The 22715-nt window shown below is 52.5% G+C and carries 23 protein-coding genes; 10 read left to right on the forward strand and 13 right to left on the reverse strand.

The window, feature by feature from the left end; all coding sequences use genetic code 11:
• Positions 1-85: 85 nt before the first annotated feature.
• From KNP86_RS10305 to recX, 7 genes are all read right to left on the reverse strand, one after another.
• A complete protein-coding gene (locus KNP86_RS10305; RefSeq protein WP_034780997.1) occupies positions 86-355 on the reverse strand; it encodes a YfhJ family protein in 270 nt (89 codons plus the stop codon).
• Positions 352-666 carry a YfhH family protein gene (locus KNP86_RS10310; RefSeq protein ID WP_034780998.1) on the reverse strand — a complete coding sequence of 105 codons (315 nt, stop codon included), beginning with the start codon at positions 664-666 and terminating at the stop codon, positions 352-354. The genes KNP86_RS10305 and KNP86_RS10310 overlap by 4 nt, the downstream gene beginning before the upstream one ends.
• Before the next feature lie 70 nt (positions 667-736).
• Positions 737-1915, reverse strand: a complete 1179-nt coding sequence (locus KNP86_RS10315; protein ID WP_034781001.1) for an RNA-splicing ligase RtcB — start codon at positions 1913-1915, stop codon at positions 737-739.
• Between the two features lie 9 nt (positions 1916-1924).
• Positions 1925-3970 (reverse strand): ABC transporter ATP-binding protein, encoded by a 2046-nt coding sequence (locus KNP86_RS10320; protein ID WP_214754213.1) that lies wholly within the window; start codon positions 3968-3970, stop codon positions 1925-1927.
• Positions 3971-3992: 22 nt separating this feature from the next.
• Positions 3993-5717, reverse strand: coding sequence for an ABC transporter ATP-binding protein (locus tag KNP86_RS10325; protein ID WP_034781002.1), 1725 nt, complete (start codon positions 5715-5717; stop codon positions 3993-3995).
• Between the two features lie 316 nt (positions 5718-6033).
• Positions 6034-7671, reverse strand: coding sequence for an L-lactate permease (locus KNP86_RS10330; RefSeq protein ID WP_052090274.1), 1638 nt, complete (start codon positions 7669-7671; stop codon positions 6034-6036).
• A gap of 49 nt (positions 7672-7720) precedes the next feature.
• On the reverse strand, positions 7721-8533 hold the full coding sequence (gene recX / locus KNP86_RS10335; RefSeq protein ID WP_214708787.1) for a recombination regulator RecX: 813 nt from the start codon (positions 8531-8533) through the stop codon (positions 7721-7723).
• Positions 8534-8691: 158 nt separating this feature from the next.
• Between recX and KNP86_RS10340 the strand changes: the two genes are divergently transcribed.
• The 5 genes from KNP86_RS10340 (at position 8692) to KNP86_RS10360 (ending at position 13774) form a co-directional block, all read left to right on the forward strand.
• Positions 8692-9600 carry a TIGR01777 family oxidoreductase gene (locus tag KNP86_RS10340; RefSeq protein ID WP_214754215.1) on the forward strand — a complete coding sequence of 303 codons (909 nt, stop codon included), beginning with the start codon at positions 8692-8694 and terminating at the stop codon, positions 9598-9600.
• A 13-nt stretch (positions 9601-9613) separates the two neighbouring features.
• Positions 9614-10765, forward strand: a complete 1152-nt coding sequence (locus KNP86_RS10345) for an amidohydrolase (RefSeq protein ID WP_034781007.1) — start codon at positions 9614-9616, stop codon at positions 10763-10765.
• A 201-nt stretch (positions 10766-10966) separates the two neighbouring features.
• A complete protein-coding gene (locus tag KNP86_RS10350; RefSeq protein ID WP_034781009.1) occupies positions 10967-11533 on the forward strand; it encodes a GNAT family N-acetyltransferase in 567 nt (188 codons plus the stop codon).
• Positions 11534-11702: 169 nt separating this feature from the next.
• Positions 11703-12392, forward strand: coding sequence for a response regulator transcription factor (locus KNP86_RS10355; protein WP_021067764.1), 690 nt, complete (start codon positions 11703-11705; stop codon positions 12390-12392).
• Positions 12389-13774 (forward strand): sensor histidine kinase, encoded by a 1386-nt coding sequence (locus KNP86_RS10360; protein ID WP_214754217.1) that lies wholly within the window; start codon positions 12389-12391, stop codon positions 13772-13774. The genes KNP86_RS10355 and KNP86_RS10360 overlap by 4 nt, the downstream gene beginning before the upstream one ends.
• Positions 13775-13798: 24 nt before the next feature.
• On the opposite strand, the gene KNP86_RS10365 is transcribed toward KNP86_RS10360, so the two are convergent.
• A complete protein-coding gene (locus KNP86_RS10365) occupies positions 13799-14086 on the reverse strand; it encodes a hypothetical protein (RefSeq protein ID WP_034781013.1) in 288 nt (95 codons plus the stop codon).
• Positions 14087-14213: 127 nt separating this feature from the next.
• Here KNP86_RS10365 and KNP86_RS10370 point away from each other — a divergent pair, with 127 nt between their 5' ends.
• Positions 14214-14423: a hypothetical protein gene (locus KNP86_RS10370; protein WP_034781015.1), complete on the forward strand. Its 210-nt coding sequence runs from the start codon at positions 14214-14216 to the stop codon at positions 14421-14423.
• 27 nt (positions 14424-14450) lie between these two features.
• On the opposite strand, the gene KNP86_RS10375 is transcribed toward KNP86_RS10370, so the two are convergent.
• From KNP86_RS10375 to KNP86_RS10385, 3 genes are all read right to left on the reverse strand, one after another.
• On the reverse strand, positions 14451-14858 hold the full coding sequence (locus KNP86_RS10375; RefSeq protein WP_034781016.1) for a cytidine deaminase: 408 nt from the start codon (positions 14856-14858) through the stop codon (positions 14451-14453).
• Between the two features lie 95 nt (positions 14859-14953).
• On the reverse strand, positions 14954-16330 hold the full coding sequence (gene rlmD / locus KNP86_RS10380) for a 23S rRNA (uracil(1939)-C(5))-methyltransferase RlmD (RefSeq protein ID WP_034781018.1): 1377 nt from the start codon (positions 16328-16330) through the stop codon (positions 14954-14956).
• Positions 16327-16536, reverse strand: a complete 210-nt coding sequence (locus KNP86_RS10385) for a hypothetical protein (protein ID WP_016510454.1) — start codon at positions 16534-16536, stop codon at positions 16327-16329. The genes rlmD and KNP86_RS10385 overlap by 4 nt, the downstream gene beginning before the upstream one ends.
• An 85-nt stretch (positions 16537-16621) precedes the next feature.
• Between KNP86_RS10385 and yfkAB the strand changes: the two genes are divergently transcribed.
• Genes yfkAB through KNP86_RS10400 form a run of 3 tightly spaced genes read left to right on the forward strand, consistent with a single transcriptional unit; the run spans position 16622 to position 19164 of the window.
• Positions 16622-17728: a radical SAM/CxCxxxxC motif protein YfkAB gene (yfkAB, locus tag KNP86_RS10390; protein ID WP_214754219.1), complete on the forward strand. Its 1107-nt coding sequence runs from the start codon at positions 16622-16624 to the stop codon at positions 17726-17728.
• A 53-nt stretch (positions 17729-17781) separates the two neighbouring features.
• Complete coding sequence (locus KNP86_RS10395; protein WP_021067771.1) at positions 17782-17976, forward strand: hypothetical protein; 195 nt, start codon at positions 17782-17784, stop codon at positions 17974-17976.
• Positions 17977-18021: 45 nt separating this feature from the next.
• Positions 18022-19164, forward strand: coding sequence for an MFS transporter (locus tag KNP86_RS10400; protein ID WP_034781020.1), 1143 nt, complete (start codon positions 18022-18024; stop codon positions 19162-19164).
• A 41-nt stretch (positions 19165-19205) separates the two neighbouring features.
• Here the strand turns inward: KNP86_RS10400 and KNP86_RS10405 are convergent, their stop codons facing one another.
• Positions 19206-19508, reverse strand: a complete 303-nt coding sequence (locus KNP86_RS10405; protein ID WP_128123764.1) for a hypothetical protein — start codon at positions 19506-19508, stop codon at positions 19206-19208.
• A 138-nt stretch (positions 19509-19646) separates the two neighbouring features.
• A complete protein-coding gene (locus KNP86_RS10410) occupies positions 19647-20582 on the reverse strand; it encodes a DMT family transporter (protein WP_034781029.1) in 936 nt (311 codons plus the stop codon).
• Between the two features lie 199 nt (positions 20583-20781).
• Here KNP86_RS10410 and KNP86_RS10415 point away from each other — a divergent pair, with 199 nt between their 5' ends.
• Positions 20782-22689, forward strand: a complete 1908-nt coding sequence (locus KNP86_RS10415) for a heavy metal translocating P-type ATPase (protein ID WP_214754221.1) — start codon at positions 20782-20784, stop codon at positions 22687-22689.
• Positions 22690-22715: the final 26 nt, after the last annotated feature.

Consider the following 22715-nt stretch of genomic DNA (forward strand, 5'->3'; position numbering starts at 1 on the left):
ATGAAACGAACTAATAGCGACCTTTATTATAACGGATTGTGAGTTGTTTGCAAGCAAAAAATCACGCCGATTATGGCGTGATTTTTCAATGAAGGTCGCGCTTGGACATCAAGTGCTTGAACTTCTCATTTTTCGTTTGAAACAAGTGGAGTTGCGGTCCGTACGCATCAATCTGTTGCACGACATACTGGAACGATTTTGCTTCTCCCGGATATGGTTCTCCGGCCCGGGCGAGTGTCGTCTCAAAGTCCTCCCACAGCACTTCGACCCACGTCAACGCCTCCACGTCGCTTAAGACATCATTTTTCTGTTTCAAGATGTGTGCCAAGCGCTCGTATTGTTCGGTCCGGGTCATGCGTTCACCTCCGACAACTCCGAGAGCGGAATCGCATGTTCAGCCGTCTCCCCTTCGAACGTCCCCCAGCCCATGACGCCGTTCACGAACTTCAAGCGGAACGGGCGGTCATTATAGTTGACGATGTACGTCGCCCCCGGTTTGAACGACTTCGGGTCAATCAAATAACTCTCAGCAATCGCGATCCGTCGCAAGACGACCTCGATCTCACTGACCATGCCCATCTGCTCGGCTTTCCGCTTCCGTTCATGGAGCGCCCGAATCTCTTGTTCGAGTTCATATTTTGATAAATCACTCAATCGTTTTTCCATTTCGCTCACCTCTCTTGTAGCGTATCAGATTTTTCGCGGAAAAGAAAAAGGCGAAACTGAATTCGCCCTTTCAGTTCGCCTTGAAGTTATACAGTGGTTTGATGACTTGATCAATCGTGACGGCCGGTTCGATATAGCGGACGATTTCCTTCATCGACTTATAGACGAACGGTGATTCGTCAATCGTCGACGGCCGGACCGAGCTCGACCAAACCCCTTCCATTGATCGTTTGAACTCTTTGAAGTCAACCCGTTTCCGCGCTGCCGAGCGTGACATGACCCGACCGGCGCCATGTGGACCCGAGTAGTTCCAATCCGGGTTGCCTTTCCCGGTACAGATGAGCGAGCCGTCGCGCATGTTCATCGGGATGATGACCCGCTCCCCGTTCCGCGCCGAGATGGCCCCTTTCCGAAGCATCATCGCGTCGTGATCGATATAATTGTGGACCGTATCGAATTGGTCGACGACGTTCCAGTTCATCGCCTCAACGATAACGTCGGTCATGGCGAGACGGTTGGCGGCCGCATATTGCTGTGCGATGCGCACGTCGTGCATGTAATCTTCCATCGCTTCCCCTTCGACGTAGGCGAGGTCGCGGAAACGATTCCGTGCCTCGCGCTCCGTCTCGAGATAGACCGAGATGTCCTGCTGCCGTCCCGTCGCCTTCATCCGTTCAATCTCGTCTCGAATGTCGACCGTCTTCATCATGTGCTCGACCGCCAACTGTTGATAATGGTCAGCGATTTGGACACCGAGGTGGCGTGAGCCGGAGTGGATGACGAGAAACGTGCGTCCGGCTTCGTCCCGGTTCACTTCGATGAAATGATTGCCCGAGCCGAGCGTGCCGACCGAGCGGAGGGCCCGGTCGAGCTTATAAGGCGCCCGCACATCCTCGAGTGGGAGCTCAGACGCGTACGGGTGTGCTGTATCCCGGATGTTCATCCCGCTCGGTACATATTGGCGGATGACGTCGTCGAGCCGTTGAAAGTCGATGCGCTTTACCTTGATTTCCGTACAGAGCATGCCACACCCAAGGTCGACGCCGACGAGGTTCGGCACGACCTTGTCGTGAATCGTCATCGTCGTCCCGACGACCGATCCTTTGCCGGCATGCATGTCCGGCATGATTCGAATCGAGGCGCCTCGCGTGAACGGTTGGTCGACGAGCGTTTGGATTTGGGCCCGCGTCGTATCGTCAATCCGTTCATTGAACACTTTGGCCCGGTTATGCTTTCCGATAATTTCCATAAGACCTCCTCAACTGATGGCTTGTTGTTTACTTTGCAACTCATGCATCCGGGCGTAGACCCCGCCATCAGCGATGAGTGATTGATGGTTGCCTCGCTCGATGATGTGACCGTGATCGAGGACGAGGATTTGGTCCGCTTCCCGTATCGTCGAGAGACGGTGCGCGATGACGAACGTCGTCCGCCCGTATGTGAGCGTCTTGAGCGCGTCTTGGATGAGCGCTTCTGTCTCAGAGTCGACACTTGCCGTCGCCTCATCTAAGACAAGGATGGCTGGGTCGAAGACGAGGGCACGGGCGAAACTGATCAACTGGCGCTCTCCGCTCGAGAGCGAGGCGCCGCGTTCGATGACCGGCTCGTCTATTCCGTGTGGCAACTGTTTGACGAATCGATCGGCTCCGACCGCCGTCAACGCTTGCCAAATCCGCTCGTCCGAGATCGTCTCGTCACCGAGCGTCACGTTCGTTCGAATCGAGCCCGTGAACAAGAACGGGTCTTGGAGCACGATACCGAGATGGGCGCGGACGGCTTGCGTCGGCAGTTTCGTCACGTCCATGCCATCAATGTTGAGCGTTCCTTCTGACGGGTCATAAAAACGCATGAGCAGGTTCATGATCGAACTCTTGCCGCTGCCCGTATGACCGACGAGCGCCACCGTCTCACCCGGTTCCGCATGGATATCGATGTGTTGAAGCACCGGTTTCCCGGCCTCATAGCTGAACGACACGTCCTCGAAGGCGACCTCGCCTTTAAAGCGTGCAATCCGTTCCGTGGACACGTCTTCCCCTTTCTCGTCGAGCAACTGGAACATCCGGTCTGCCGAGACGAGCGCTTGTTGGAGCGGGGACAGTTGGTTCATGATTTGTGTGACCGGCTCAAAGATCCGTGACACGTAATCGATATAGGCGTATAAAATCCCGAGCGTGAGCACGCTGCCCGTTCCAAGCGTCTGCGCACCGACGACCCAGATGAGTAAGGCGAGCGCCATGTTGCGGAAGAAGTTGACCAAGTTGTGCGACATGAGCGCATCCAGTTTGAGCAGTTTCCGTCTCGTTTGGAAGTTGTCGCTGTTTTTCTCGTTGAACTCGTCATAGACGAGATCTTCTTTGACGTACGATTGAATGATCGGCATCGTCTGGATGCTCTCATTCAATTGGGCGTTCATATCCGCGACGAGGGCACGGACACGGAAGTTGTTTCGGGTCGACAGGCGTTGGAATAGCTTAATCCAGACGATGACGACCGGGATGATGATGAGCGAGACGAGACCGAGGCGCACGTCCAAGAAGAACATGGCAATCAGGACACCAATCATCATGACGACGCTTTGGAAGACGCGTGCGAGCACGCCCAAATATAGGTCGCGAATCGTCTCAGTGTCATTCGTGACGCGGCTGACGATTTTCCCGATCGGTGTCTGGTCAAAGTAGCGGACCGGAATCGTCTGCAAATGCCGCATGACGTCGAGTCGCATCGTTTTGACAATCTTATGGGCCGATCGCTGGAGGAGCATCTGTTGCCCCCAGTTCAAACCGGCCGCGATAAGAAGCAAGACGACGTACAAGGCAGATAACATAAGCACGGCCTGAAGATCCGTCTCATAAAATTGAAACACATCGGTCGAGGAGAGCGGCACGATATTGTCGTACGTCGCTGATTCCTCGCTCCGTGTGATGGTGAGGACGCCGTCTTCGACTTCACGTACCCCACCACTCATGACAGCGTCTGGGACGAGATAGTATCCGTCCGTCGTCTGAACGATCGAGACAGGTCGGACGACGGTCTCTCCGTCGAGCCGTGTCTCTTTTTCATAGGAGTTGCCGTCAAAGTCGACACTCCCGCCTGACTCGACTTGAACCCAATCGCGCTCGATGGCGACGATATGGTCGTCGATGATAATTTTGGCGATATACGGTCCGGCTAGTTCGGCGCCGACCGCTAAAAATAGTAAGGTCAAACCGAGGAAAATCGAGCGTCTCACTTGTTTGGCATAGCCGACGAGTGAACGGATCGTTTTTTTCCTGCGGACTGGATCTAATTCGTATTGATCGATCATGAGAGATTCCCCCTTTCCCGGATTACTCCGACTCTCCTTGTCGAACGTATTGTTCATAATACCAACCGCGTCGTTCCATCAGTTGGTCATGTGTGCCCCGCTCTGTGACGCGACCGTCTTGCAGCACAAGAATCTGGTCGGCATGGGCGACAGCGGACAGGCGGTGCGCGACGATAAACGTCGTCTGTTCGGCCCGGCTCGTCCGGACCGAATCGATGATGCGTGCTTCCGTCTTGGCGTCGACCGCTGAAAGCGAATCGTCGAGCAAGAGGATCTCTGGGTCTTTCAAGAGAGCGCGGGCAATCGAGAGCCGTTGTTTCTGGCCACCCGAGAGCATGACCCCTTGTTCCCCGACGACCGTGTCGAGACCGTTCTCTAAATGCTCGATATCGGTATCGAACGCCGCAAGTCGAATCGCCGTTTCAAGGTCTTGTTCCGTCGCATCGTTTGAGCCGAACAAGATATTATCACGGACCGTTTTCGAGAACAGCAAATGTTCTTGCGAGACGTAACCGCTCCAACCGCGCACGGTATCGAGTTTGATGTCGTGAATCGGGACCCCGTTGACGAGTAGCGAGTCATCGATCGGATACTCGCGGAGCATTTGACGCAATAGCGTCGTCTTCCCGGCCCCGGTCGGTCCGACGATGCCGATCGTCTCGCCACGCGACACGTGCAAGACGATGTCTTCAAGCGAGGCTCGGGTCGATCCTGGATATTGGAACGATAGTGATTTGAACGTGATTTTCTCCGGGACGCCGACTTCGACCGTGCCGGTCGAGACGACGTCCGGTGTCTCGTTCATCGTCGCCTCGATTCGTTCAAGGCTGGCCGTCCCCCGTTGCACGACGTTGATCAGTTCCCCGAACGCGTACATCGGCCAAATGAGCATCCCGAGATAGATGTTGAACGAGACGAGCTGTCCGAGTGTGATGTCGTTCGTGAACACGAGATACGTTCCGAACGACAAACCGATCAAATAGCTCAAGCCGACGAGCAGTTTAATGACCGGTTCGAACAAGACGTCGATTTTCGCGACGTGCATGTTTTTCGCCATCACGTCGTCGGTGATCGTGTCGAATTTCTTCGTGTCCGCCTCTTCTTGGACGAACGAACGGACGACCCGAAGGCCTGAAATCGATTCGACGACTTGGTCGTTCATCACGCCGAACGCGTCCTGTGCCGCTGTGAAGCGAGCATGGATTTGGCGTCCGAGCTTATTCATCGACCAGGCGAGAAGCGGCATCGGCAAGAGTGCGGCGAGCGTCAACTTCCAATCGATGAACACGCCCATGATTGTGAGGGCGATGAGCGTCATATTGAACGAGTCGACGAGCGTCATGACGCCGAACCCGGCCGTCCGTTCCACCGCCTTCAAATCGTTCGTCGCGAGCGCCATCAAATCCCCGGTGCGGTGCTGTTGATAGAAGCGCGGTGTCTGCCGGAGCAAGTGGCCGAAGAAACGGGCCCGCAATTTTTTCTCGAGCAGGAACGCCGTCCCAAACAGACGGGCGATCCATACATACGAAAGGACGTATGATAAAACCATGATACTGAGCAATGATCCGACGATCATGACGAGACGTTCCGTCGTCAAGCTCCCTTCGCGGATGGCATCGATCGCCTGCCCGATAATCCATGGCGGCAGCATATCGACGACGCCGGTGATGATGAGCAGGATGATGGCGACGATATACGTCCGCTTCTGTCTTTTAATAAACCAATCTAGTTGTTTAATCAGTTTCATGACTGATTCCCCCTTCCGTCCTTTCCGCGCACGCAAAAAAAGCGCACGTCACCTGATTGTGCAACCAATCGGATGAAGTACGCTTCTGAGTCTTCAGTCTTTTGCATGGTCAGGGAAAGGACACTACCCCTATCCAGCTGCCAAATTACGCAGTCAAATACGAGTAGCCATATGATGTTGTGTGTGTGCGTTGTAGTGTTGGAATGTACTTCATCATGCTGGCTCCTCTCTGTTCATAGTTTGAAAATCTACTAAAACCTTAGCAGACTGTTCAGAAAATTGTCAATATTATTGTCGTAAATAATTTGTAACTTTTTTACAAGAAGAAAGTGGCGAGCATCAAGCCAACAAGACCTGTCGCCGTCACGTAGTAAATCATCGGCATGAGCGTATAGCGAATGATCGTTCCTTCTTTCCCAAGAAGACCTGCGACCGAGGCGACCGCGACGACGTTCAAGACACAAATCATGTTACCGGCGTTGGCCCCTGCCATCTGCATCGATAACGCGAGCGTCTCGTTCAAACCAACGGATTCGGCGACATTCGTCGTCAAACTTGAGAACATCATGTTCGAGAACGTGGCCGATCCGGAAACGAAGGCGCCGAGCGCCCCAATCCATGGTGCGACGAGCGGCCAGACACCGCCGAACGTATCGGCTGCAGCCGTGGCAAGTTCGACCGGCATCGAAGCCAGACCAGCTCCACCATTTTCTGAGTGAATGAAGATTCGAACCATCGGCACTGATGCAGCGAGCGTGATGGCCGTCCCGACGACACCGAGCGTCGTCGCTTTAAAGACCGAAGTCACTTGTGACCAGCTCATGTTGTGGAGGAAGAATGTCGCAATCATCGTCAAGATGAACATGAACCCTGGCGAATAGAACGGTTCCCACGACGTCGAGATTCCTTCGACCCCGATGATGTTTGGCAAGTCAATGCGGACGCTACGTGCCAATTCATTCAAGAATGGCACAGTCCGTGTCAACACGAGGAAAATCGTCAAAATCAAATATGGTGCCCACGCCTTCCACTGCGGAAGTTCACGTTTGCCTTTACCGACAGACGGCTTCTCAAGCGGCTGCTCGATCTCATCGGCATAACCGTCGAACGTCCACACCCGTTTTGGCATGAGGATCCCTTTGCGTGCCATTGCGACGAGGATGACGAGACCCGTCAACCCGCCGAGCATGCCCCCGAATTCAAATCCGAGGATGAGTGTCCAAATGTAGGCCGGGATACTGTAAACGAGTGCCGCGATAATGGCAATCGGGAACACTTCGAGCGCCGGCTTGATTGACTTCTCTTTGCTGAAGAATCGGGTCAGCATCAAAATCAAGATAAACGGAATCAACAAACCGACGAACATGTCGATGAGTACCGTCTGTAAGACGACGCTTGTCAAAAACTCGATCGTTTCCGGTTGATTGACGTCAAGCGACAGCCCGTTCCCAATTCCGATTAAAGCTGGTGTGCCGACCGCACCGAACGTGACCGCCGAGACGTCGGCCGATAAAGCGATGACGACCGCTGCAATCGGCGGGAAGCCGAGGGCGATCAAAAGGGGCGCCGCAACCGTAGCTGGTGTCCCGAAGCCCGAAGCACCTTCGATGAATGAGACGAACAACCAGCCGACGATGAGCACTTGAATCCGGGGATCCGGTGTGATGTTAACGAATCCAGAGCGAATCGCGTTCATACCGCCGCCCTCTTTCATCGTATTCATCATCCCAATCGCACCGTACACAATCCAGACCGTCGTGACGGCGATCACGAGTCCTTGTAACGTCGCCGCCATAATCCGTGTCGCATCGAGTTGCCAGACGAAGAACGCCAGTCCTGCCGTCAAAACGAGCGAGAGCGGCATCGCGACCGACGCCGGTAAACGCATAATGACCAATAATACGAGCACTGCCACAATCGGCATGAGTGCTGTAATCCATTCAAAAATCGTCAATGTAGACCCACCTTTTCAGATTTTTCCCCTACCGTAAATGAATCTCCCGTTATGACTCTTGTTCAGCGAGTCGATCTAAAGCCCGATCAATCACCTCATATGGAAAACCTTTGCGTCGAAGCTGCATCTTCATCCGCTGTTTCCGCTCATATGGGGCATATCCACTGAACTTCCGATTTAATTTTTCCGCCTGTGTCAAACAAGCCGAAAGTTCAACGTCCTCATCCTCGTTCTCCCAAAACGTGAGAATCGCCTCTGAAATGATATCAAACGTAAATCCCCTTTGCATTAGGGTTTGTTGAATTCTTTGTTGCACTTCTGTGGCAGAACGGCGATTTGTTTCCATTTGTTTCCTATTTACGAATTTTCCGGCCTTTTCAAGCTGGTCTTCGTGCGAAATTGCGCCGATGACTTCTTCAATGATGTCAGCGTCGATTCGGAGCTGGGTGAGTTCTCGTTTAATTTTGATCGGTCCGCTCGGACTCGTATTGAACTTCGTCTGGGTGTAGGCTTTGGCAAATTCAGCATCGTTCAAGTAGCGCTGTTCGATTAATCGCTCGATGACGCGCTTGATGGCTGCCTCATCTATCTCTTTCTTCACGAGGTAGTCACGCACCTCTGAAACGGCACGCATCCGGTACGATAAATAATTGACGGCCGCTTTATATGCTTTTTGTTCTTCTTCGGCTTGAAGGACGTCACGGACGAAGTCGTCTTCGAGCTCCATCCCTTTCGTCAATTCATATTTGATGAAGACGTCGAGGTCGATGGCGAACGCAAACTCCTCACGCCCGTCCTTCTCGACGTACACGTTGAGCCGGTCTTTATTTTTCTTCTGGGTCGTAAACTTGGCAATTTTCACGAAATCCCTCCATTTCCTGCTTCTAACATATCACGTTCCCCTTTCGAGCAGGATTTTTGATAAGTTAGAAGAAAGGGTATTCACAATACGAACGGTCCGCTTTCTTTATGGAACCCATACCCGTTTTGAAATCGCTTCAATATACTGGAGGGAGACTTATGAAAATTGCAATCACCGGCGGAACCGGACTAATCGGTCGCCCGCTCGTCCGTGCGCTTGCCGAGGCCGGACATCAAGTCGTCGTATTGACGCGCCGCCCGCGTCCGCGACAAGGAGGGATCTCGTTCGTTGAATGGTTGACACCTGACAGCCATCCTGAGTCCGAGTTGCAAGACGTCGACGCCTTCATCCATTTGGCTGGCGCCTCCATCAACGATGGACGCTGGACACATAAACAGAAACAAGCCATTCTTCAAAGCCGAATCGACGGGACGAAAGAAGTCGTTCGGATCATTAAAAATATGAAACGCAAGCCGAGCGTCGTCATCAGCGGATCCGCCATCGGGATTTACGGGGAAGACCGTTCCATCACGTATTCCGAAGCGACCCCACTCCCGGACCGGACCAACTTCTTAGGAAACGTCTGTGTATTGTGGGAGAAAGAGGCGGCCCCGATCAAAGACATGGGAATTCGCCTCGTCACGATGCGGACCGGTGTCGTCTTATCGAATGACGGCGGTGCCTTCCCGCTCATGAAACTGCCGTACACGCTCGGTGTCGGAGGACGGCTCGGCTCAGGACAGCAATGGGTACCGTGGATTCATTTGGACGACCTCGTTCGCCTGTTTGTCCATATCATCGAGACGACTTCCATCGAAGGCCCCGTCAACGGCTCGGCACCGACGCCCGTCACGATGAATGAGTTTGGAAAAACGCTCGGACGCGTGATGCATCGCCCGCATTGGGCACCTGCCCCAGCACCGCTCCTCAAGCTCGCGCTCGGAGAGAAGAGTGTCATCGTCCTTGAAGGGGCGAAAGTCGTCCCGACGAAAGCACTCAATCACGGTTTCCGCTTCCGTTACGAAACGTTAGAACCCGCTTTGAAACAACTACTTCATTTGATTTGAAAGGAGCTAGCACGTGAGTAATTTGTTAATTCGTAACGCCCACATTTATCCAATCACTGCCCCACATTTTTACGGAGATTTGCGCGTCAAGGACGGCAAAATCATTGAAATGGCAGACTTGCTGGACCCGCTCGACGGAGAAACGGTCATCGAAGCCGAAGGCAACTTCTTGTTCCCAGGGTTTATCGATGCCCATACCCACCTCGGACTGTATGACGAAGGGACAGGTTCAGTCGGAAACGATGCAAACGAGACCGTCGAGGCGATGACGCCGCACGCTCGGGCCATCGACGGCGTCTATCCGCTCGATGAAGGGTTTCAAGAGGCGCTCATGGCCGGAGTCACTGCCGTTCAAGTCATGCCCGGCAGTATGAACGTCATCGGCGGGGTGACGAGTGTCATTAAAACGCACGGCCGCTTCATCGAGGACATGGTACTTCGGCGTTATGCCGGTCTCAAGCTCGCCCTCGGGGAGAACCCGAAGCGTGTCCACAGTATGGGGAGATCTGGTGAGTTGACCCGCATGGGGATCATGGGATTATTGCGTGAAGCGTTCCGGACCGTCGACTCGACGAAGACGATCGGCACGTTCGGCAGCCAGATGATTCAACTCGCCCTTGACCGCAAGATGCCAATCCGGGTCCACGCTCACCGCGCCGACGATATTTTATCGGTCGTCCGCTTCGCGCAAGAGTTCGACCTCGATTATCGGATCGAGCACTGTACGGAAGGACATCTCGTCGCTGAAAAGTTACGCGAACTCGGTGTCAAACATGTCACCGTCGGTCCGACGTTCACACGTAAATCGAAAATTGAGCTCCAGAACAAAACATGGGAGACGTACCGAATTTTACATGAACACGATATGATCGTCTCGATCACGACGGACCATCCTTATACGCCCGTTCAATATTTAAATCTTTGCGCCGGTCTTGCTGCCCGCGAAGGACTTCCGGTCGACGTCGCACTCCGCGCCATCACGATCCATCCGGCCGAATCGCTTGGAGTAGACGACCGCATCGGCTCGCTCGAAATCGGCAAAGATGCCGACCTTGTCCTTTGGAGTCACTTCCCGCTCGACTACATGTCAAAGCCGATTATGACCATCGTCGATGGCCACATCGTTTACTCGACGAGCCGATCGAAAACACATCATGAGATGTAAGTGAGGCCAGTCGTGAAAGCGCTCTTATTATTTTTTTGTGAAGTTGCATTTTATTTACTTGCTTTTTCAAAAAAACTATATAAAATAATCTTGTAACTTCATAAAAGGGAGCAGCCAAGGCAAGTTCGAACAACGAAGCCAGAAGTATGCTTTCGTTACAACTATTCTTCAGCGGTCTGAAATAGGAGGAGGAATGTAAAGGTGCTCAAATTTCGTGAGCTTACCGACTGCGCGGAGTTGTTCGAACTGATGCAACACCCAGATGTCTTTCCGTATGTCCGTCAAAAGACGGTCCACTTTGACGAGTTTTTATTTAGCACGAAGCAAATCATCGAGCTAGAAGAGCAAGGAAACATCATCTCACGTACCATCACGAACGAGTTCGGTACCCCGATTGGGACGATCAGCTTGTTCGATGTGGAATCGGGCTATGGATTCCTCGGGACGTGGCTTGGCAAACCGTATCACGGCAAAGGTTACAATCAAGTCGCGAAAGAAGCGTTCTTCTCTGAACTTTTCTTCGAGCTTGACATGGAAAGTGTATTTTTAAAAATCCGTCAATCGAATGAGCGTTCGATCGCGGCAGCTGAGAAACTACCGTACGCTTTCTGCGCTAACGAGATCCGGTCTGAACTATTGACTGAAATCAACCAAGGGGACGTCGAATATGTCTTGTATGAAGTGTCGAAGTCGAGTTTCCAACTCTACTTGCACTCACTCCATGCGCCTGAATTCGACCATACCTATGAAGCACAGCTCGAAGCGTAAGCCAATTCTGACAAAGAATTGGCTTTTTTGTGGCGTTTTTGTGTGGATTTCATGAGGACAACTTTACGGCAATGAATATTTCTGTTCTAATTCGGAGAGATAGGTATGATAGAGGTATGAGGGAATTATCACACAGCCTCGTTAACCGTTTTGTAAAGGAGAATGCCCAATGTCAGAACCAACGTTTCGCATCTTAGTGACCGATGATGAAGAACAAATGCGGGATTTACTCGTTTCGAACTTAGAGAAGGAAGGATATGAGACCGTCACAGCCACGAACGGCCTCGAGGCAATCGACTTATTGAAAGAACAGTCGTTCCACCTCGTCCTGCTCGACGTGATGATGCCTGAACTCGACGGCCTCACGGCGTGCATGCGCATCCGCGAGTTCTCGAACGTCCCGATTATCATGCTCACGGCCCGGTCAGAAGAACTCGACCGCATCCATGGCTTGAAGATCGGCGCGGACGACTATATCACGAAGCCGTTCAGTCCGCGCGAGCTGCTTGCCCGCATCGAAGCAACGCTTCGTCGGACGCATAACTTCTCGAAAGAACAAGAAGCGACGTTCGATACCGGAGTCTTGTCCATCGATATCGACGGCCGTGCGGTCAGCGTAAAAGGGAAAACGGTCAACTTGACCCGTAAAGAGTTCGATTTGCTCTACTTGTTCATCACGAATGAAGAGAAAGTCTTCTCACGTGAACAGTTGCTCGATCAAATTTGGGGCACCGAGTACCACGGTAACCTTCGGACGGTCGACACGCATATCAAGACGCTTCGCCTCAAGCTCGGTGAAGCAGGTGGCTACATTCAAACCGTCTGGGGGATCGGCTACAAGTTCGAGGCGACCGTATGAAGCAATACACGATCCGGAAGCGGATTTGGATCACCATCTGGACCGCTAGCCTCTTCTCCGCGTTCGTGTTCATCATCATGACGTTTTACTTGTACGACAAGTTCTATATTCAGACGCAGGAAGAACTGCTCATCAACCGCGGAGAGAAGCTCGTCACCATCTACAAGGCGGACGGCTTCTCTGACGCGTTTTCGGACAGTATGACGTACACGAACGAACTGACCGAGACGAAAGTGTTCCTCTCGTCGGTCAGGGAAGACAGTCTCGGCTCAGGCAAGACGTTTTTAAGGGAACAAGACCTCGCCAAACTGCAAGACGGCTACGCGATCTCCGTCACCCGTAAACACCCGACCGAGGATGTGGATATCCTGATGTCCGCCTTCCCGCTCATCCGGGACGGCGAGCTCGATAATGCGCTCATCCTATATATGGAGTTAAGTAAAATCAGTGAGCCGTTCCAACCGATTCGGCTCATGATCACGTTCTTGCTCATCTTGATGATCGTGAACTTGCTCATCTTCGGGACGCAAATTATCGATACGATCATTCAGCCACTCATACAAATGAAGCGAGCCTCGCAAGTATATGCCAAAGGCGACTTCTCGCACCGTATCCCGATTTATTACGATGACGAGATTGGCGAGCTCGCCGAGACGCTGAACCGGATGGCCGAGTCACTCGGTCTCGTCGAAGAGCAACGGAAAGAATTTTTGGCGAACGTCAGTCATGAATTGCGGACACCGTTGTCATATATTCGGGGCTATACGGAAATGCTCCAAGACCCGTCGCTCGACGAGAAAACGAAAAACCAATATTACGAGATCATCGAGAATGAGACGGAGCGCTTGCAACGGCTCGTCAACGACTTGCTCGACTTGGCCCAACTCGAACGCGACTCATATCCGATGACGAAAGAACCGGTCGTCTATTCGCAAGTACTCGAAGATGTGCTGTACCGTTTCGAGCCGATTGCCAGGGCGAAAGGCGTCACGATCGAGACGGACCTCGATTTCGACTTGATCATTCTTGGGGACCACGACCGGCTCGAGCAAGTCGTTGGAAACTTGCTCGATAACGCCCTTCGCTACACCGAAGCCGGGAAATCGATCCATGTGAAGACATATGCGACCGCCGACAATGCCGTCACCGAGATTCGGGACGAAGGTCGGGGGATCCCGAAAGAGGATCTCGATCAATTGACGAAGCGATTTTACCGTGTCAATAAGTCACGGACACGCGAAGATGGCGGGACCGGGCTCGGCCTCGCCATCGCCAAACACATCATGGAACGCCACGGCGGCTCGATGCACTTCACTTCAGAAGTTGGCAACGGAACGACCGTCACGCTCACATTGCCGCTCTTGCCGGACGAAGACATATAAAAAAGACAGCCGCGGCTGTCTTTTTTATATGTCTTTGCCTTTATAGGCGTCATCTGATTCATTCATGAGACGTTCCCGCTCGGCGTGCGTCTGTGGATAACCATTCGCTTGCCACTCGGCCCGATAGTTCGAATCGAGTTGAGTGAGGCCTTCCTCCGCCTCATCCTTATCCGAATCGACACTTTCCATCTTGTCCATTTTGCTCCATGTATCGTCATCTCGGTCCTGAGTCAAGAGTGCCGCTACTTTTGGTGCGACGAGCGCGGCCCCAGCTACCCCGAGTACGATTCCCATCAATACTTTCTTATCCATCCGAATACCCCTCCTTAGTCACTATGTACGGATAATTCCACTGTTCTGCGAAATCGAAACCCATTTTCTAAAGCGTTTACACCCATTCAGGAAGTGGAATAACAGTCAAGACAAGGAGGCGATGAAGATGAAACAGTCAAAAGATACGTCCAAGCGACCGTTTGATAATCCGGATGCCGTCGATACGGACAAGGAGAGCATCTTCGACCAGGAAGGGATGGAAACGGTCGACCCGATCCCGGTAGAAGAGCTGAACCAGAAAGTGAAAGATGAGAAACAAAAGCGGCACTCGAAGGATGACTCGGTCAGCGAGAAAAAATATGAGGGCAATAAATAAAAATGCGGACGAAATTCGTCCGCATTTTTATGTTAAATCGCTTGGCGAGAAGCCGTAAGGCAACATCTCTTCTTTCGTCATCACTTTCGTCTCCCCGGCCATGTTCGCGAGAATCAATGTAAAGTCGTCACTGGCAAACTCGGCGATAACTTGACGGCAAGCGCCACATGGCGAGATTGGTCCGTCCGTGTCGCCGACGACGACGACAGTCTCGATTGCCTTGCTGCCTTCCGATACCGCTTTGAATATGGCAGTCCGTTCTGCACACATCGACAAGCCGTACGAAGCGTTCTCGACGTTGCAACCCGAGATCTCTTTGCCGGTCTCGTCGATGACGACAGCCCCGACATTAAACTTCGAATAAGGAGTATAGGCGCGCGACCGTGCATCAATCGCTTTATGGACAAGCTCGTTCACTTTTTCTTGTGGGATCATCTGATGTTCCTCCGCTTCTTAACGTTTATCAAAGAAGTCTGACATCTGAACTATAACGTGAAAACATCGTTATTGCAAGCGTTTTCACAACCCCGTCAATACTTTTTCTTTTTCTTCTTCTCGAAGACGACAATTGACTCAACATGCGCCGTCTGCGGGAACATATCGTACGGCTGAATATAGTTGATCTTATAGTCGGCTTTCATGAGTTGATCCGCGTCACGCGCGAGCGTCTGCGGGTTACATGACACGTACACGATGCGTTTCGCTTTCGATGAAATCATCGCATTCAACAGTTGATGATCGACCCCTGTGCGCGGCGGGTCGACGACGATGACGTCTGGAATCCATCCGTCTTTCACCCAGCGCGGGATCCAATGTTCGGCCCGGCCTTCGACATAAGTCGCATGGCTGAAGCCGTTCTCACGCATGTGCGCGTTCGCATCTTCGACCGCTTCCGGGACGACTTCCATCCCACGGATCTCTTTTGCGTGCGGCGCGAGCCATAGCCCGATCGAACCGACACCGGCGTACGCATCGATGACGCGCTCTTCGCCCGTGAGTCCAGCCGCCTCGACGACTTCACGATACATGATTTCTGTCTGAGCCGGGTTGAGCTGGAAGAACGCGCGCGGTGACAAGTGGTAATGGACGTCATCGAGTTGCTCGTCCATCTTGTCTTGACCGGCGATATGGACCGTACGGTAACCGAAGATGACACCCGAACGGTTCGAGTTGATATTAATGTGGAACGATACGACGTTCGGTAACGCCATGATGCGATCGCTCAATTCATCTAAACGCGGGACGTCCTCGTTCCCGACGACGAGCACGACTTGGACATCATCTGTCTTGTAGCCTGAGCGGACGATGACGGTACGGGCGAAACCGACGTCACGGCGCGCATCATATACCGGGATGTCGAGCTCGTTCAAAATACGGACGATGGCGTTGTTAATGTTCGTCGTGTCGCGCTGCTGTACCATGCAGTGTTCGATTGGCACGAGTTCGTTTGTGTTCGGTTTGTAGAGACCCGACACGATCTCGCCGCGACGCGTCGAGAGCGGGAATTGCGACTTGTTGCGGTAGTACCAAGGGTTGTCCATCCCTTTCGTCGCACGGATATCCGACTTGTCGACGTTCAGTTTCGTCTTCTGACGGAAGGCGTTGCGGACGATTTCTTCTTTATAGTCCATCTGTAGGCGCGGACTCATATGTTGAATCTGGCAACCGCCACACTCGTCATAAATCGGACACGGCGGTTTGACCCGGTCCGGTGAATCGTTGTCGCGCTTGATGACGCGTGCCTCGGCGTAGTTCCGTTCGACGCGCGTAATCTCGACTTTCGCCTTCTCGCCTGGTAATAAGTTTGGGATGAAGATGACCATGCGATCAATTGTCGCGATGCCCTCTCCGTTAATGCCTAGCCGCTCGGCTTGGGCGCTTGTGTATTCTCCTACGATCAGTTTCAATGTGTTTCATCCTTTCGAGATACTTGTTCTAAATCTTTGGCGTAACGTACGACTTTCGCACGTAAGGAATCAATATCAGCTAACAATCGATGCAAATCCTCTGGCGTCGTGAATTCGTCCAACGTATTGACTGATAAGCACAGTAATTCCGTTCTCGATTTTAACACGTTCATTTTTCCTGCCGTATCTGTTCGTGATTTACCCATCTCGTGATCGCTCCTTTGGTTCGTGACAAAGAGTTGTTATTATAGCATACTATTTCGTGTGACTTGATGAAAAGGTGGAATTGATATGCAAAACATCTCGACAACGTTTGATCCATGGGAAGCCTACCTCGATCAAACCGAGTTCGGTCGCCTCGTCCTTTCGAACGTCGAAGTGACGACGACCAAGCTATGCAATATGCGCTGCGAACATTGCGCGGTCGGCTATATGCTCGATCAGACGGAAGAACCTGAAGTCCCGCTCGACCTATTGATTTCGCGCCTTGATGAGATCGAGCATTTACGGGCGTTCTCCATCACAGGCGGCGAGCCGATGCTGTCGATGAAGTCGGTGCGGAACTACGTCGTCCCGCTCTTGCGTTATGCGAAAGAGCGTGGCGCTCGGACGCAAATCAACTCGAACTTGACGCTCCCACTCTCTCGCTACCATCTTATTACCCCTTACCTCGACGTTTTGCACATTTCGCATAACTGGGGCACAGATGCGGATTTCTTAGAGGGCGGTTTCGCGATGATGGACCGAAAACCGAGCGTCGAGGCACGTTTGAAGATGCTTCAGACGATGAAAGACAATGCCCGGGCGCTCACCTCCGAAGGCATCATCGTATCCGCCGAGACGATGATCAACAAACGGACGATCCCGCACTTGAAAGAAATCCATGAAGAGATCGTCGCACTCGGCTGTCAGCGTCATGAAGTGCACCCGATGTACCCCGCAGACTGGGCTAGCGCGCTCGAGTCGGCATCGCTTGCCGACACCCGTCAGGCGATTCATGACCTGCTCGACGTCCGAGACGAGAACGTCTGGATGTTGTTCGGGACGTTGCCGTTTTATGCCTGCTCCGGCGCACCAGAAGACCGCGCCTTGTTGAAACGACTCCACGAGGCGAAGAATGTCACCGTTCGGAACGACCCAGATGGCCGCTCACGCCTCAACACGAATATCTTCGATGGCCAGATTATCGTCACCGACTTCGGAGACGAGCTCGGCACGCTCGGCACACTGTATGACACCTCGTTCCAGGATGCATACGAAACGTGGACGAACAGCAGTCTGAACGCCACACTGTCATGCCACTGCCCGGCCGTCAAATGTCTCGGGCCGAACGCGCTCGTCAAGCAAGCGTATTACCCGGACGTGAACTTTCAAGAACGTGTCGCTGAGCCGTTTTAATTGTTTCGTTTCGGGAAATGTTCAGTATATAAACTGAATCGAGGTGTTTAAAGATGACAGCCATCTATGTATTCATGATCACCGTCATGGCCATCATCATTTTCGGTGGTGTGCTCAGCATCTTATTGACAGCCGCATTCGTTTCAGACAAAGTAGACCGTGATGAAGTATTCAGTCAAGGCAGTTGGGATGATGAACTCTTACACTTGAATCATGTACCTCAACCGATTGACGAACCAAAAAGCTGAGACCCTTCTCAGCTTTTTACTATGTAATGAATAATGAGGTGAACTATGCAACGGTTTCGGTTTTCGATTTTATTACTCGTCGTCTTTATTTCTGGTTTGATTCAAGGCGCGCTCATCCCGCTCTTGTCGACGCTCATCGAACGGGACGGCAACCCGGCCTGGTTGAACGGGTTGAATGCGACGATGCTCTACTTAGGCGTCATCGTCTCTGCGCCGCTACTCGAACGGTTCGTCCGCAAGTACGGGTTTCGGCCGACCATCGTCCTCGGCATCGTCTTGACGGCGCTTGCCACGTTCTTCTTGCCGCTCTGGCCGTCACTGCTCATGTGGGCACTCATGCGTTTCGTCATCGGATTCGGGGATTCGGCGCTCCATTACGGATCCCAAGTGTGGGTCACGTCTGCGAGCGAGAAGCGAAGTCTTGGCCGGGCGATGGCGTATTACGGGATGGCGTTCAGCCTCGGATTCGCGGTCGGCCCGCTCATCGCCCCGCTCGTCGACCTCCACTTTTGGCTGCCGTTCCTCGTCTTGATCGTCTTCTGTCTCGCATCCTTGTTCTTGATCTTCAAGGTCGACAACGAGTACCCTGAGGCTGAGAAAGTGAAGACCGATTCGAAAGGACGCATCCGCCTCGTCCTCATCGGCGGCGGATATACGCTCTTACCTGCTTTTACATACGGGTTCCTTGAGGCGAGCTTGAATGCCAACTTACCGATTTTCACGGTCCGCAACGACATCGGGCTGACGCAGACGAGTACGCTCATCACGACGTTCATCGTCGCCTCGATCATCGTCCAGTTACCGCTCGGCCGCCTCGCCGATCACTTCGGAAAGAAACGCATCCTGCAAATCGTGTTGACGCTCGGCACGCTCGTCTTCGCCGTCGCCAACCTCGCCGTCGAGCATTACGCCTGGCTGCTCGTCTTGTTCGCTCTTGCCGGAGCCGGTCTCGGCTCCACGTATTCGCTCGGTTTGGCTCATATGACAGAAGTGTTGCCACGTTCGTTGTTACCGACCGGCAATATGCTCTATAGCATCTCGTTCAGCGTCGGTTCGATCAGCGGACCGATGATTGGCGCGTTTTGGATTGCGTTACCGAAAGAAGTGTATTTCTTGATGTACACACTTATTCTCGGCATCTTGGCTGTGAGTCTGTTCACAGCGAAAGCGAAGCCGATTGATGCATAAAAGGGTGAGTCTCAACGGAGACTCACCCTTTTTCGTATCACTCATTCCTTGATTGGACCGAGACGAACGTCGTTTCGTTCGAACGCGCGCATGAACACTTCATCGAGCGCGAACGGTTCTGTCTCTAGTGAGGCCAGCACGTCCGACTTGATTGTGACTTCAATGACGCGATCATTGATATGCCACTTCGTCTGGATGTCCTCCCCTTGCCTCGTTGCACGCGCGTCCACTTGGTCGTGATGCTCCTTCAATCCGCGACTTACGCACTTCATCACGTATTTGACGTACTCGTCCCGTGGTTGACGCGAGATGAGTATATTTCGGACAATCGGATTTCTTGCCATGGCACAATCCTCCCTTCTATCAGATTCGCACGCAAGTCTTTACAACGAAGACCGATTTTCAACTGAAAGAATTCAGAATTTTTAATATATTTTGCCATGGGAACAAGATTCCGTCAACCGTGCGTCAGCTTTGTTTGATCAACGGGCCGAACGGTTGACTCGCCCCTGGAAATAAGTCGAGAGATAGATGCCCGCGATGACGAACAATAATCCGACAAGCGCGTTCCACGGGATCGTTTCACCGAGTAAAACGCTCGATAAGACGACACCGAATAAGGGAACAAAAAACATATAAAGTGATACCCGGCTGACCGGATTATATTTCATGAGTGTGTTCCATAACGTGAACCCGATTGCAGACAAGAGCGCGAGATACAGCAAGAAGAAAAGCGTCGTGACCGTGTAAGGAAGGAACACATCCCCTGGCGCGAGCACATAGCCGACGACGAGAAGACCGAGCGAGCCGAATACCATCGCCCAAGCCGTCATCGGGGCGACATCATGTGCGCGTGAGTAGTCTTTCGCAATCAAGTTCCCGAACGCCCCTGAGATCATCGCCATAATGAGCAAGATCTCGCCAATCCCAAATCCTATCTCTGCGTGCGCTGTCGGCCAGTTGGCGATGACGATCCCAGAGAACCCGAGTGTGAGGGCAATCCCCTTCAATCGGTTGAGACGATCATCCTCATAACGGAAATGGGCAAGCGCCATTTGGAAGAATGAGGTCGATCCCGCGATAATCGAACCTTGCACCCCGGTCGAGATGGAAAGCCCGATATAAAAGAACAAATATTGTAAGAATGTCAAAAATGCCCCTAAATGTGCATACGCCTTCAACTTTTCCGCGTTTAATCGAATCGGCCGTTTGAAGACGAGGCGGCTAATCACGAGCAAGAGCAGTCCGGACAATAAAAAGCGTTCGCCGGCAAAAAACAACTGCTGGCCGTACTCGTGCTCTTGAATATCAAGCGCCTCGTAGCTCAGTTTGATGAACGGGAACGCGCTCCCCCATAAAAACGTGTTGAATAGCGCGAGGAACGTGACCGTCCAAGGGCGTTGAAATACATTTTGCATGACACAAAAACTCCTTAATCTTTTAGTTTGTGAGTTATTACGATTGGTGCTAAAATAGACTTAAATGATAATCATTATAAATAAGGTTATGAGCTGAAACTAGTATTAAATCCAATCATATCAACAATAGATAATGATAATCATCCTCAATCATTATCATTTAACTGATATATATTCTCATTTAGAAAGAGGTGCTCACATGAACACATCAACCGTCACACAGGAAAAAAGCCACGTCTTCAAACGGGCCAACTGGTTCGAACATATCGAGCTCATCATGGCGCTCATCAGTGGTGTATTGATTGTACTCGCATATATCGCGGAAAGACAAGACGGAGCTCCTGCGCTCTACGTCACCCTCTATTTGACCGCCTTTTTAATCGGCGGATATGCCAAAGCGAAAGAAGGTCTGACCGATACGTGGGAAACCCGTTCGTTGAACGTCGAACTGCTCATGATCATCGCGGCCATCGGCGCCGCGGCCATCGGCTATTGGATGGAAGGTGCCATCCTCATCTTCATTTTCGCTTTGTCCGGTGCACTCGAGACGTACACGATGAACAAAAACGAACGCGCTCTTGAGTCATTAATGGAACTGCAACCTGAACAAGCGACGCGATTGAACGCTTCGGGCGGCCTCGAGGTCGTCCATATCGACGACCTTCGCGTCGGAGACCACATCTACGTAAGACCCGGCGAACGCATCCCGGTCGACGGTCGGATTTTGAAAGGCAGTGCCTCGATCGAGGAAGCCGCCATCACCGGTGAATCGATTCCGGTCGACCGAAACGTCGGCGACGAGGTATACGGCTCAAGCGTCAACTTGAACGGTGTCTTGACATTAGAAGTGACAAAACTCGCCACGGAAACGTTGTTCCAAAAAATCATTCAAATGGTACAGCAAGCGCAAGAAGAAAAATCACCGTCCGCCCAGTTCATCGACCGGTACGAGGGACGCTACGTTCAAGTCGTGCTCGTCTCCGTCACCGCAATCATCTTGCTCGGACCTGTGTTGACGCCGTGGTCGCTTGAGACGAGTATTTACCGCGGTATGATTTTACTCGTCGTCGCTTCGCCGTGCGCCCTCGTCGCAGCCATCACTCCGGCCGCACTCGCCGCCATCGCTTCGTCCGCCAAACATGGAATTTTGTTCAAAGGCGGTGTTCACATCGAGAACATGGGCCGTTTGAAAGCGATCGCCTTCGATAAGACCGGCACGCTTACAATCGGTAAACCAGAAGTCCAATCGGCATTGATCCATCCAACCGTTGAGAAAGAGCACGTCTATCGCATCGTCAGCTTGATTGAAGAACATTCGATGCACCCGCTCGCCGAAGCGCTCGTCCAATTCACAGGGAACTACACAGGAACGATGGAACACTTCAAAGACGTGACCGGGTCCGGGATTGAAGCGACGATCGATGGTGTCGCCTATCGGGTCGGCAAACAAAAATTCGCCGATCCGAGCGGAGATTTCTTCCGCGACGATGTCGAACGTTTAAAAGCTGCCGGCCATACGCTCGTGTTCGTCAGCGATGAAAAGATGACGATTGGAGCGTTCGCGCTCCGGGACACACTGCGCCCTGAAGCCAAACAAGCGATCGAACGACTCAACCATCTCGGTATCGCGACGATCATGATCACAGGCGATAACGAGGCGACAGCCCGCGCCATCGCCACTGAGGCCGGGTTGACCCGTTACATCGCCGAATGTCTCCCAGAAGAGAAGGTCGAGCAGATTAAACAATTAAAACAAGAATACGGTAGCATCGGCATGATTGGCGACGGCATCAACGACGCCCCTGCCCTCGCGACAGCCGATGTCGGGATCGCCATGGGTGAAGGGACAGACGCCGCCCTCGAGACGGCCGACGTCGTCTTAATGAAAAACGACCTCCGTCGGTTGAGCTCGGCCATCAAACAGTCCCGTAAATTGAATCGCGTCGTTCTCCAAAACGTCGTGTTCGCCTTAGGTGTCATCCTCGTGTTGATCGCGACGAATATCTTCGAACTGCTCGTCATGCCGTTCGCGGTCGTCGGCCATGAAGGATCGACCATCCTCGTCATCTTGAACGGGCTTCGTTTGCTCAGCACCTCGTGGGAATGACAAAATTCGACACTCATTCAAACCGT

It is taken from the genome of Exiguobacterium sp. s16, from assembly GCF_018618115.1.
Lineage (GTDB): Bacteria > Bacillota > Bacilli > Exiguobacteriales > Exiguobacteriaceae > Exiguobacterium > Exiguobacterium mexicanum_A.